The organism is Pseudomonas sp. D3-27, from assembly GCF_051132165.1.
In the GTDB taxonomy this organism is placed as follows: Bacteria; Pseudomonadota; Gammaproteobacteria; order Pseudomonadales; family Pseudomonadaceae; genus Aquipseudomonas.
The window spans coordinates 1,577,221-1,589,338 of sequence record NZ_CP071667.1 but is presented as its reverse complement, the minus strand read 5'-3'; the positions used below and the strand labels follow the sequence as shown (position 1 = coordinate 1,589,338).

13 protein-coding genes are annotated in these 12,118 nt (G+C 62.4%); 5 read left to right on the top strand and 8 right to left on the bottom strand.

The window, feature by feature from the left end; translation table 11 throughout:
* Positions 1–113: 113 nt before the first annotated feature.
* On the top strand, positions 114–959 hold the full coding sequence (locus tag J3P92_RS07570) for an AAA family ATPase (protein ID WP_053143593.1): 846 nt from the start codon (positions 114–116) through the stop codon (positions 957–959).
* 34 nt (positions 960–993) lie between these two features.
* Positions 994–2,172 (top strand): vWA domain-containing protein, encoded by a 1,179-nt coding sequence (locus tag J3P92_RS07565; protein WP_003198888.1) that lies wholly within the window; start codon positions 994–996, stop codon positions 2,170–2,172.
* A 119-nt stretch (positions 2,173–2,291) separates the two neighbouring features.
* Here J3P92_RS07565 and J3P92_RS07560 read toward each other — a convergent pair whose 3' ends face one another.
* The 7 genes from J3P92_RS07560 to J3P92_RS07530 all read right to left on the bottom strand — a co-directional run bounded on the left by J3P92_RS07560 (position 2,292) and on the right by J3P92_RS07530 (position 8,162).
* Positions 2,292–3,212, bottom strand: coding sequence for a biotin-dependent carboxyltransferase family protein (locus J3P92_RS07560; RefSeq protein ID WP_434610149.1), 921 nt, complete (start codon positions 3,210–3,212; stop codon positions 2,292–2,294).
* Positions 3,209–3,913, bottom strand: coding sequence for a 5-oxoprolinase subunit PxpB (gene pxpB, locus J3P92_RS07555; RefSeq protein WP_434650235.1), 705 nt, complete (start codon positions 3,911–3,913; stop codon positions 3,209–3,211). Before pxpB ends, J3P92_RS07560 begins: the two co-directional genes overlap by 4 nt.
* A complete protein-coding gene (locus tag J3P92_RS07550) occupies positions 3,910–4,662 on the bottom strand; it encodes a 5-oxoprolinase subunit PxpA (RefSeq protein WP_434562868.1) in 753 nt (250 codons plus the stop codon). Before J3P92_RS07550 ends, pxpB begins: the two co-directional genes overlap by 4 nt.
* A 62-nt stretch (positions 4,663–4,724) precedes the next feature.
* Entirely contained in the window at positions 4,725–6,011 is a 1,287-nt protein-coding gene (locus J3P92_RS07545) for an MFS transporter (protein ID WP_420766678.1), read from the bottom strand.
* A gap of 293 nt (positions 6,012–6,304) precedes the next feature.
* Positions 6,305–6,847, bottom strand: a complete 543-nt coding sequence (locus J3P92_RS07540; protein WP_003184238.1) for a DUF2937 family protein — start codon at positions 6,845–6,847, stop codon at positions 6,305–6,307.
* 12 nt (positions 6,848–6,859) lie between these two features.
* Complete coding sequence (locus J3P92_RS07535) at positions 6,860–7,636, bottom strand: class II glutamine amidotransferase (RefSeq protein ID WP_420766680.1); 777 nt, start codon at positions 7,634–7,636, stop codon at positions 6,860–6,862.
* A gap of 31 nt (positions 7,637–7,667) precedes the next feature.
* Entirely contained in the window at positions 7,668–8,162 is a 495-nt protein-coding gene (locus tag J3P92_RS07530) for an MFS transporter (protein ID WP_434610143.1), read from the bottom strand.
* Positions 8,163–8,321: 159 nt separating this feature from the next.
* Between J3P92_RS07530 and J3P92_RS07525 the strand changes: the two genes are divergently transcribed.
* A complete protein-coding gene (locus J3P92_RS07525) occupies positions 8,322–10,376 on the top strand; it encodes a S9 family peptidase (protein ID WP_434650234.1) in 2,055 nt (684 codons plus the stop codon).
* A 130-nt stretch (positions 10,377–10,506) separates the two neighbouring features.
* The gene (locus J3P92_RS07520; RefSeq protein WP_420766683.1) at positions 10,507–10,980 is read left to right on the top strand and encodes a cyclic nucleotide-binding domain-containing protein; all 474 of its coding nucleotides are present in this window, start codon (positions 10,507–10,509) and stop codon (positions 10,978–10,980) included.
* Positions 10,981–11,026: 46 nt separating this feature from the next.
* On the opposite strand, the gene J3P92_RS07515 is transcribed toward J3P92_RS07520, so the two are convergent.
* Positions 11,027–11,311 carry a hypothetical protein gene (locus J3P92_RS07515; protein ID WP_434650232.1) on the bottom strand — a complete coding sequence of 95 codons (285 nt, stop codon included), beginning with the start codon at positions 11,309–11,311 and terminating at the stop codon, positions 11,027–11,029.
* Positions 11,312–11,387: 76 nt separating this feature from the next.
* Here J3P92_RS07515 and J3P92_RS07510 point away from each other — a divergent pair, with 76 nt between their 5' ends.
* On the top strand, positions 11,388–12,074 hold the full coding sequence (locus tag J3P92_RS07510) for a spermidine synthase (RefSeq protein WP_039593339.1): 687 nt from the start codon (positions 11,388–11,390) through the stop codon (positions 12,072–12,074).
* The last annotated feature ends 44 nt before the right edge of the window (positions 12,075–12,118 follow it).

Here is a 12,118-nt window from a genome sequence, read left to right as displayed (position 1 = left end):
CTGAATACAGCGTCTGCGTTCACAGTCGGCGGGGCCTCGCGGTATAGTCGGGCACGACATTTATTTCGCGCGCCCCGCCTCGCCGGGCCGGCGACACGTTCGAGGAATTGCAGATGAAGTTCGAAGGCACCAGCGCCTACGTGGCCACCGATGACCTGAAACTGGCCGTCAACGCCGCCATCACCCTGGAGCGGCCGCTGTTGGTCAAGGGCGAACCGGGCACTGGCAAGACCATGCTCGCCGAACAACTGGCGGAGTCCTTCGGCGCGCGCCTGATCACCTGGCACATCAAGTCCACCACCAAGGCCCACCAGGGCCTGTACGAGTACGATGCGGTCAGCCGCCTGCGGGACTCGCAGTTGGGCGTGGACAAGGTCCACGACGTGCGCAATTACTTGAAGAAGGGCAAGCTCTGGGAAGCCTTCGAGTCCGAAGAACGGGTGATCCTGCTGATCGACGAGATCGACAAGGCCGACATCGAGTTCCCCAACGACCTGCTGCAAGAGCTCGACAAGATGGAGTTCTACGTCTACGAGACCGACGAAACCATCAAGGCCAAGCAGCGCCCGATCATCATCATTACCTCCAACAACGAAAAGGAACTGCCGGACGCCTTCCTGCGTCGCTGCTTCTTCCACTACATCGCATTTCCCGACCGCGCCACCCTGCAGAAAATCGTCGACGTGCATTACCCGGATATCAAGAAGGACCTGGTCAGCGAAGCGCTGGACGTGTTTTTCGATGTGCGCAAAGTCCCGGGCCTGAAGAAAAAGCCTTCCACCTCCGAGTTGGTGGATTGGCTCAAGCTGCTGATGGCCGACAACATCGGCGAAGCGGTGCTGCGCGAGCGTGATCCGACCAAGGCCATTCCGCCGCTGGCCGGCGCCTTGGTCAAGAACGAACAGGACGTGCAATTGCTTGAGCGCCTGGCGTTCATGAGCCGTCGCGGCACTCGCTGATCCTCTTCGTCCAACAAGAGCGAGGGCGATTGCCATGCTGCTTAACCTGTTCAATGAGATGCGCGCCGCCAAGGTGCCCGTGTCGGTGCGAGAACTGCTGGACCTGATCAACGCGCTGAAACAGCGGGTGATTTTTGCCGACATGGATGAGTTCTATTACCTGTCCCGGGCCATCCTGGTGAAGGACGAGCGGCATTTCGACAAGTTCGACCGGGCGTTCGCCGCGTATTTCAATGGCCTGGAGAAACTCGACGATCACCTCCAGGCGCTGATTCCCGAAGACTGGCTGCGCAAGGAATTCGAGCGCTCGTTGACCGACGAGGAACGGGCGCAGATCCAATCCCTGGGCGGCCTGGACAAGCTGATCGAAGAATTCAAGAAGCGCCTGGAAGAACAAAAGGAACGCCATGCCGGCGGCAACAAGTGGATCGGCACTGGCGGCACCAGCCCGTTCGGTTCCGGCGGCTTCAACCCCGAAGGCATTCGCGTCGGCGACGCCGGCAAGCGCCAGGGCAAGGCCGTCAAGGTCTGGGACCAGCGCGAATACAAGAACCTCGACGACCAGGTCGAACTGGGCACCCGCAACATCAAGATCGCCCTGCGCCGCCTGCGCAAGTTTGCCCGTCAGGGCGCGGCGGAAGAGCTGGACATCGACGGCACCATCGACCACACCGCCCGGGATGCCGGCCTGCTGAATATCCAGATGCGCCCGGAGCGACGCAACACCGTCAAGCTCCTGTTGCTGTTCGATATCGGCGGTTCGATGGACGCCCACGTGAAGATCTGCGAAGAGTTGTTCTCGGCCTGCAAGACCGAGTTCAAGCACCTGGAATACTTCTACTTCCATAACTTTGTGTATGAATCGGTATGGAAGAACAACCTGCGCCGTACCTCGGAGCGCACGTCGACTCAGGATTTGTTGCACAAGTATGGCGCCGACTACAAAGTGATCTTCATCGGCGACGCCGCCATGGCGCCCTATGAAATCACTCAGGCCGGCGGCAGCGTCGAGCACTGGAACGAAGAAGCCGGTTACGTGTGGATGCAGCGCTTCATGGAGAAGTACAAGAAGCTCATCTGGATCAATCCCTACCCCAAAGACACCTGGGGTTATACCGCCTCGACCAACATCGTGCGCGAGCTGGTGGAAGACCGGATGTATCCGCTGACCTTGCGGGGGCTGGAGGAAGGGATGCGGTTTCTTTCCAAGTAAAGTTCTTTGGTGCCTTTCAGGGCCTCATCGCGAGCAGGCTCGCTCCCACAGGGGTCTTGTATACGACGAAGATCCAGTGTGGGAGCGAGCCTGCTCCGGGCGGCGATCCGACGATGCTTTTAGCGGTTTAACAGCGCCCGCATACACTCCACCTGCTGCCGATGCGCAACCGCCTGCACCACCGGACGCAACCGCACCTGAGTTCCCGGCAGGCATTGCGCCAGCCGCGCCAGGGACAGCGGCGTCAAGGCCCCCAGGCGTGGGTAACCCCCGATGGTTTGCCGATCATTGAGCAACACGATCGGCTGGCCGTCCGGCGGTACCTGCACGGCACCGAGGGGAATGCCCTCCGAGATCATCGCCGGCCCCTGATACTCCAGCGCAGTCCCCAGCAAACGCATGCCCATGCGGTCGGCGCGACTGTCCAGCGTCCACGGGCTGTTGAACGCATCGAACAGGCTCCGTCCGCTGAACTCGCCATTCTGCGCACCCAGGATCAGATCCAGCGGCTGTACCTGCTGGAAATCCGGAATCCGCGTATGCGGCATGGGCCGAGGCGTCGCCGAGCCTGAATAGCTCAAGCGCGCCCCACGATCCAGGGCCCGCCCTCGCCCATCCAGGCCACCGAGTTCTTCGCGCACGACGGTCGAACGGCTGCCCAGGACTTGCGGTGCATCGAACCCGCCAGGCGCCGCCAGGTAGGCCCGGGCACCGAGCACGGGCTGGGTCAGCGCCAGCACCTGGCCCTTGCGCAAGCTGAAAAAGCGCCACGACGCCACGCCCTGGCCGTCTATCCGCGCACCCAGGTCCGCTCCGGCCAGGGCCAGCACACAATCCTCTTCAGCCACCACGGTGAAGCCGCCGAGGGTAACCTCCACCACCGCCGCGTCGAGATCATTGCCGAGCATCCAGTTGGCCCACGCCATCGACAACCAATCCGCCGCGCCGCCCTGGGTCACGCCCAAGTGCCTCACGCCGAAGCGGCCGGTGTCCTGCAACAGGCACAGCGGCGTGCTGGCCTCGATCAACAACCGACTCATGCCTGGGCCCCCAACGGTGTGTCGTCGCCACCCAGGGCGATGAATTCGGCGTGGTCCACGGCAGCGAAACGCACCGTGTCCCCCGGCTGCATCAGGCTGTAGCCGTCGCGCTCACGATCAAACAGCTTGGCCGGGGTGCGCCCGATCAGGTTCCAGCCGCCGGGCGACACCGCCGGATACGCTGCGGTCTGCCGTTCGGCAATGCCGACACTGCCCGCCGCGACCCGTTTGCGCGGCGTGTCGAGGCGCGGGGCGGCCAGTGCTTCGTCCACCAGCCCCATGAAGGCGAACCCCGGTGCGAAGCCCAGGGCAAATACCTGGTATTCGCGCTCGCTGTGGCGCCGGATCACCTGCTCCACCGTCAGCCCACTGCGACTCGCCAGCAGGCCCAACTCCGGCCCGACGGTAGCGTCGTACCACACCGGCAGCACGTGGCATTGACCGGCGGATCGGGCGTCCGGTGAAAGGTTATGCAATGCCTCGTCGATCAATTCGCGGGCCTGGACCGGGTTCAGGACGAGCAAATCGTAATGGACCATCAACGTGGTATAGGACGGCACCAGGTCGATCAAACGCTCGGCAAACACCGCTCGCAGGCGCTCGCTGGCGGCCAGCATCCAAGGCATGTTGGCCTCTGCGATTTCGTCGAACAGGCGCACCATCAGGCAGTCCACCGCCACCACTTCCAAGCGTGGTTTCATGGCGCGCTCTGCCGGTCCAGGGCTTCACGGATGCGTTGCACAGCGGCTACCGAACTGGCGTTGTCGCCATGTACGCACAACGTAGTGGCGTGCAGGTTCAGGGCGCTGCCATCGCTGGCCGTCAACGGATCGCCGCGAGCAATTGTCAGGGCCTGCGCGATAATGACCTCGGGGTCGTGATGCACCGCGCCCGGCGTTTGCCGCGAAACCAGGCGGCCGGCACTGTCATAAGCACGATCGGCGAAGGCTTCGAACCACAGCGTCAGGCCATACTCATCGCCCAGGGCCTGGGCGGCGCTGTTGTCCCGGGTCGCCATGAGCATCAACGGCAACCCGCGATCATAAGCGGCAACGGCCTGGATGACGGCGCGCAGTTGCGCCGGGTTGGCCATCATGTCGTTGTACATCGCGCCGTGGGGCTTGACGTAGCTGACCTGCCCGCCCTGGGCCCGGCAAATGCCGTCCAGCGCGCCGATCTGATAATGCAGCAAGTCCTGCAGTTCCTGGGCGCCATAAGCCATGGAACGCCGGCCGAAGCCCGCCAGGTCCTGATAGGCCGGGTGGGCGCCTATGCGCACGCCGTGGCTCAGGGCAAGGCCGACGGTCTTGCGCATGATGCTCGGGTCGCCGGCATGGAAACCGCAGGCGATGTTGGCGCAATCGATGAAGGGCATCACCTCGGCATCCAGACCCATCGTCCAGCTGCCGAAACTTTCGCCTATGTCGCAATTCAATAGCAGGCGGTTCACGGTGAACGCTCCTGTAGGTTCTTTCTTTTAAGCCTGTGGGACCTCGTCCCTCAGGGTATCAGTTACTCGGCTTCCAGCTGCTTGCCTTGGGTTTCCGGCAGGCTCAGGGCCGCCAGGATCACCACGCCGTAGGACACTGCGGCAAACGCACCAATGCCAACACTCAACGGCACCTTCTGGCTCAAGATACCGATCAGCAGCGGAAACAGTGCCGCCACCGCCCTGCCGATGTTGTAGCAGAAACCCTGGCCAGAACCCCGGATGCGCGTGGGAAACAGCTCGGTGAGGAACGAGCCCATGCCACTGAACATACCCGATGCGAAAAAGCCCAGGGGAAAGCCCAGCCAGAGCATCACGTTATTGCTCACCGGCACCTGGGTGTACAGCAAGACGATGGTGAACGAGCCTACGGCATACAGGACGAAATTCTTCTTTCGTCCCAGGATGTCCGACAGGTACGCACTGATGACGTAACCCACGTAGGAGCCGACGATCACCATGGCCAAGTAGCCACCGGTGCCCAGGACGCTCAGGCCACGTTCGTTCTTGAGAAAAGTCGGCAGCCAGGACGTGATCGCGTAGTAACCACCCAGCGCGCCGGTGGTCAGCAACGAGGCGCGTATCGTGGTGAAGAGAATGCCGGGGGCGAAAATCTCGTAGAACTTCGCTGGGTTTTCCGGCGTCAGGCGGGCCTTGGTCTGGTTGTAGACTTCCGGATCCTTGACCAACCGGCGGACGAAAATCACGAACACGGCGGGCACGATGCCGAGAATGAACAATGCGCGCCAGGCGTCTTCCGGCGGCAGCACCGAAAACAGCAGCGCATACAGGATCGCCGTCATGCCCCAACCCAGCGCCCAGCCCGATTGCACCATGCCCACCGCTTTACCGCGGTCCTTGGCGCGAATGACTTCGCCCATCAACACCGCGCCGGCGGTCCACTCGCCGCCGAAACCGAAGCCCATCAGCGTGCGGGCGATCAACAGTTGTTCGTAGTTCTGGGCAAAGCCGCACAGAAAAGTGAAGAATGCGAACCACAGCACCGTCAGTTGCAGGGTACGGACCCGGCCGATGCGGTCAGAGAGAATGCCCGCCACCCAGCCGCCAATGGCGGAGGCGATCAAGGTGCTGGTGTGGATCAGGCCTGCCTGCCCGGTGGTGATGCCCCACATCGCGATCAGGGTCGGCACCACGAAACTGAGCATTTGCGTGTCCATGCCGTCCAGGGCGTAACCGATCTTGCAGCTCCAGAAGGTGCGCCGTTCCTGCTGGTTGATGTTGCGATACCAATCGAACGGGCCGGACCGGGCCTGGGGTTGGGGGACGCCGAGCGTGTCGGGTGCACTCATGGTGGTTCTCCACGGTTTTATTGTTGTGAGTCTCGACGATGCTGGCGCGGAGACCGTTGCCCCGATTCTTGAGCGCGCAGCCGATCCCGTCCAACGAATAAAACCTTGGCCGGGTCATAAGAAAAATTTGATTGGGTGGGCAAGATTGCCGGAAAACTTGGAGGACACCGTTGTGGCGAGGGGATTTATCCCCGCTGGGTCGCGAAGCGGCCCCCAACAAGGCCAAACAGGATTATCTAATTGACTGCAATGGGGGCTGCTTTGCAGCCCAGCGGGGATAAATCCCCTCGCCACTAGAGCCCGCGCAGGTCACGCTCTTCGATCGGCCGGCTCTGGCGCAGGCGCTTGCCACCCAGCACCACCCAGTCGATCAGGCGGAACAGGCATTCCAGGCCGAACGACAGCAACATCGCGCCGCTGATGCCCCAGATCATCGCCTCGGGGGTCAGCAGGATCTGGTAGCTGTAGCCGTTCCAGGTTTCCTTGCGGATGTCCGGATCGGCGGCCAGCGCCACTTGCAGCAGGCGGATGTACCACGGGCCTTGCATCGCCTGGAATTGCTTGTCCAGGGCCTGCTGGCGCACGAGCAAGGTGTTCAGGCTGTCGGCATCGCTGCGAAAGATCGGGTCTTCGCTGGCGCGGTAATGGGCCACGAGGGCCTGCATGTCGCCTTTGAAGAATTGATTGGCGGTGCCCTGGAAACCTTGCAGGCCAGTCTGCGCCTCGATCAGGTGAGCCTCGACCCGCTTGGCGTAGTCATTGATGAACCCCGGAACCTGGACCCCCACCAACAGGCCCACCGCGAACAACACCAGCCGTAGATAACTGAGCAACATAACGTGACGTCCTTATTCGGTCCGGCCGTGGCTGACGCATTCGCCGCGCCGCCACAGGCTCCATTGGCCCGGCTCGTAGCGGGTCCAGGTTTCGTTTTCGGTCAAGGGTTCGGTAGCGATCACCGTGACCACGTCGTTGGGGGTGGTTTCCGCCTGGAAATCGACAATCACGTCCACGTCCTTGAGCCGCGCCGGGCCGAACGGCGCGCGACGGGTTATCTGCGCCAGTTTGGTCGAGCAATAGCAGAACAGCCAGTCGCCATCGCTGAGCAAGCAGTTGAACACGCCTTTGCTGCGGTATTCGGTGCAGGCCTCGATCAACGACGGCAGCAACTGTTCCACGTCCACTGGCTCGGGAAACGCCTGGCGCACGCGGTTAAGCAGGTCGCAGAACGCCGCTTCGCTGTCGGTATCACCCACCGGACGGTAGAAGCTTGCGCCCGGCTGGAAATCAGCGAGCTGGCCGTTGTGGGCGAAACACCAGTTGCGTCCCCATAACTCCCGCACGAACGGGTGCGTATTGGACAGGCAGACCTTGCCGACGTTGGCCTGGCGGATATGCCCGATCACCACTTCGCTCTTGATCGGATAACGCTGCACCAGGTTCGCCACTTCAGACTCGCTGCTCGCGGCCGGGTCCTGGAACAGGCGCAGGCCACGGCCCTCATAAAAGGCGATGCCCCAGCCGTCGCGGTGCGGCCCGGTCTTGCCGCCGCGCTGCATCAGCCCAGTGAAGCTGAACACGATGTCGGTCGGCACATTCGCGCTCATGCCCAATAACTCACACATGCTCGAACCCTCGTTTGAATGGGCGGCCCGATTACAGGCGCGGTTCGATACGCGAACGCTGGGGGTTGCTCGGCACGGGTGGGCGACCGTAACGGTCGTCACCGGCCACGCCGAACGGCGGCTCGTCGTCAGGCTCGGCAGCGGCGGCGGCTTTAGCGGCGGCGGCCCGTTCCCTGCGAGCGTTGGCAGCGCGTTCGATGGGGAAGCGGATCAGCACGAAAATCAGATAAAGGCCGAACGCGATCATGCCGTACATAAGCAGGTCGGACGCTGCGCGCCATACGTTGTTGCCAACCTTGAACAACACGTCCAGGGCGACGATGGCCAAGGCCGGCGCGACCTTTTCCTTCACCGGGTCGACGATGGTGGGGCTGAACAGCAACACCGCCATCAGCAGCCGCAGCGGCTCGCGCAACCAGCGCCACATGAAGCGGGTCATGCGCATCCAAACCAGGAGGCAGCCCACGGCGGCAAAGGCGTACAGGCCCCAGGCAATCAGATAGTCGTTCTCGGTCATGGTGTCCATGGCAAGGCAGGCAAAGAGGCGCTTATAGTAACGGCTTTTCGCTCGTCAGGCTGCCCCGGCATCCAGCGGATGCCCGGCATGGAGAGTTTTTCGGTCCGGCGGCAGAACTGACCCCGCCAGGCACTTGTCCCTTTTCGTATCACGCTCGAGAGTTTTTCCATGCCCCGATCTGCCCACGTTACCGATGCCCCGATTGCCCGCAAGGCCCCTGGTATCGACCCGTATGCCTGGCTGCAAGACCGCGACACCGACGCCGTGCTCGATTACCTAAAGGCTGAAAACAGCTACCAGGAGGCCCTGCTTGCCGACCAGGCCGAACTGCGCGAGACGCTGTTCCAGGAAATCAAGGGACGGATCCTCGAAACCGACCTGTCCCTGCCCTCGCCCTGGGGTCCCTACCTGTATTACACCCGAACCACGGCGGGCGACGAATACCCGCGCCACTACCGCTGCCCGCGTCCGGCCGACGACAGCCTGACCGTGGATGAAAGCCATGAACAGCTGTTGCTGGACCCGAACGCCCTGGCCGGCGGCGGATTCTTTGCCCTGGGTGCGTTCAGCATCAGCCCCGATCACCAACGCTTGGCCTACAGCCTGGATACCACGGGTGATGAGATCTACACGCTGTTCGTGAAGGAATTGTCCAACGACAGGGTCAGCGAACTGTCCTTCGAAAACTGTGATGGCAGCATGACCTGGGCCAACGACAGCCTGACGCTGTTCTTTGGCGAACTGGACGACACCCATCGCCCGCATAAGCTGTTTCGTTATCGTTTGGACGGCACCGCCGCCGAAGAGGTCTTCCATGAGCCGGACGGGCGGTTTTTCCTGCATTGCTACCGCTCCAGCTCGGAAAAACAGTTAATCCTGTCCTTGAGCAGCAAGACCACGAGTGAAGTCTGGGTGCTCGACGCGGCGCAGCCGCAACAGCCGTTTACCTGCGTGGCGCCACGGGTGGAAAACCATGAGTACGACGTCGACCACGGCTTGCTCGATGATCGTTGGACCTGGTTTATCCGCAGCAACCGTGACGGCATCAACTTCGCGCTGTACGAGGCCGTCGACACGGGCGAGGCGCCGACCGAGGCCGACTGGCAGAAGCTGATCCCCCACAGCGACACGGTGATGATCGACGGCCTGAGCCTGAACGCCATGGCCATGACCTTGAGCTTGCGCGAAGGCGGCCTGCCGATCATCGAAGTTCACCCACAGGGATCGCCGACATATCGGGTGCAACTTCCAGACGCGGCCTACAGCCTGCACGTACAGAACAGCCTGGAATTCGTCAGTGAGCGCATCCGCCTGCGCTACGAGGCACTGAATCGCCCGGCCCAGATCCGCCAGTTGGACCTGGCCAGCGGCAACCAGGTCGTGCTCAAGCAAACCCCGGTACTGGGTCCGTTCGATGCCGACGCCTATGTCAGCCAACGGCTTTGGGCCACGGCACCGGACGGCACGCAAGTGCCCATCAGCCTGGTGGTCAAGCGCGAGGCCCTGGGTCGGCCAGTGCCGCTGTATCTGTATGGCTACGGCGCCTATGGCGAAAGCCTCGACCCGTGGTTTTCCCATTCACGGTTGAGCCTGCTGGACCGCGGCGTGGCGTTTGCCATCGCCCATGTGCGCGGTGGCGGTGAACTGGGCGAAGCCTGGTATCGCGCCGGCAAGCAAGAGCACAAGCACAACACCTTCAGCGACTTCATCGCCTGCGCCGAACACCTGATCGCCAATGGCTTCACCACCGCCGGCCAGTTGGCGATCAGCGGCGGCAGCGCCGGTGGGCTATTGATCGGCGCGGTGCTCAACCAGCGCCCGGAGCTGTTCAAGGTCGCGATCGCCGAAGTGCCGTTTGTCGATGTTCTAAACACCATGCTTGATCCCGAGTTGCCATTGACGGTGACCGAATACGACGAATGGGGCAATCCCGAGGAGCCGCAGGTCTATGATCGGATCAGGGCCTACGCCCCGTACGAAAACGTCCGCGCCCAGGAATATCCGGCGATGCTGGTGATCGCTGGCTACAACGACAGCCGCGTGCAGTACTGGGAAGCGGCCAAGTGGGTCGCGAAGCTGCGGGCCACCAAGACCGACGACAACCTGCTGCTGCTCAAGACCGAACTGGGCGCCGGCCATGGCGGCATGAGCGGTCGCTACCAGGGATTGCGCGACGTAGCGCTCGAATATGCGTTTGTGTTGAAGGTTTTGGGAGTGGCCTGAGGAACTCTGTGTGAAGGCCGGGTCTTAGCTCCATGCGCTGGGCCCGGATTTGACACAATCCTCTGTGGGAATTGGCTGATACCCAAGCACTCCAAAACCGCAACGAGCACAAGAAAAAGACCGTGACGACATGTCAGAACCGACCTTACTGAACAACCAAATCCGCGATTGGCTGATGGACTGCGGTCTGTTCGACCAACTGCTGCCCGTCGACTTCGCCGCCGCATCGGGTTACTTCAGCATCAGCACCGTCGCCGAGGGCGAGGCGATTTTTCGCGAGGGCGATGCCGGCAGTTTCATGTGCATCCTTCATACAGGGCAGGTGGCCGTGCAGAAAACCGGCCCCGACGGCCAACCCGTGACCATTGCCACACTGCGCAGCGGCAGGGCGTTCGGCGAAATGGCCGTGCTCGACGGCGAACGGCGCTCGGCCAGCTGCATCGCGGCCACTCACTGCCAATTGCTGAACCTGGGGAAGGACTCATTGGAAAAAATGCTCAACGACGCACCGAAGGTCGCCGCCAAGATCATCCGCGCCCTCGCCGTCTCCCTCTCCAAGCGTCTGCGCATGGCGGATGGACAGCTGCTGTCGCAGCAGGTCTAGCCCCTAGCTGAAACACAGACCTATGGGATGGCGTCGTATTCGCAATCTACCCCCCCGGCGACTTGGCCTTCTCCGGCTTCGGCTCCATACCCGGTATCGGCTGGTCTTTGGGCGGCCTGGGCATTTCGATGGGCGGCAACAGGGGCGGGCCGTTTCCTGGCGCCACCTTTGGGACACCGCTTGGCGTAACCGGCGGATACGGCATGGGCGTGGCGGTGCCGGGAGAGCCGGGAATGCTCGGCGGCGCGACCGGAATCGTCGGTTGCTGGGCCTGGGCGCAACTTATCGAGAGCGCCACCAGCGCAATGGCCGTTAGAATGATGCACTTCATCAATGGCTCCGTGGCTATTGTCTGCTTTCAGGCTAGCCCCTGCCGGGCCGGTCTGCTTCTTCTCCATGAGATTTCCATGAAACGTTTTGTTCTGCTCGACACCACGCCTATCCCCGACAACGGCGGCGCCTTGTGCCTGTTCGAGTATGGCGAGGATTTCGTCATCAAGATCCAGGGCGGCGACGGCGGGCAACTGATGAACACCCGCATGCACGGTTCCGAAGACGCCTTGGCCGAGATCCCCTGCCGCAAGGTCGCCGGTCGCCCCGGCTCGCGCGTGCTGATCGGCGGGCTTGGCATGGGCTTTACCCTCGCCTCGGCCCTCAAGCATTTGGGCAAGAGCGCTGAAGTGGTGGTGGCTGAACTGGTGCCAGGCGTGGTGGAGTGGAATCGTGGCCCCTTGGGCGAAAAAGCCGGGCGACCGCTGTCGGACCCACGCACGGTGATCCGCCTGGAGGACGTTGCCAAGGTGTTGCAAGCCGAACCTCAGGGGTTCGACGCGATCATGCTGGATGTCGACAACGGCCCCGAAGGCCTGACCCAGAAAGCCAACAGCTGGTTGTATTCGGCCGGGGGCCTGGCCGCCTGCGCCAAGGCCCTGCGGCCCAAGGGCGTACTGGCCGTATGGTCGGCCAGCGCCGACCGGCAGTTTTCCGACAAGCTGAAGAAGGCCGGTTTCAAGGCTGAAGAGGTACAGGTGTTCGCCCATGGCAACAAAGGCACCCGCCACACCATCTGGATTGCCGAGAAGCTCAAGGGCTGAGCTAAACTCTATCCAACCGTCATCAGTCTTTTCTACAAAGGTGA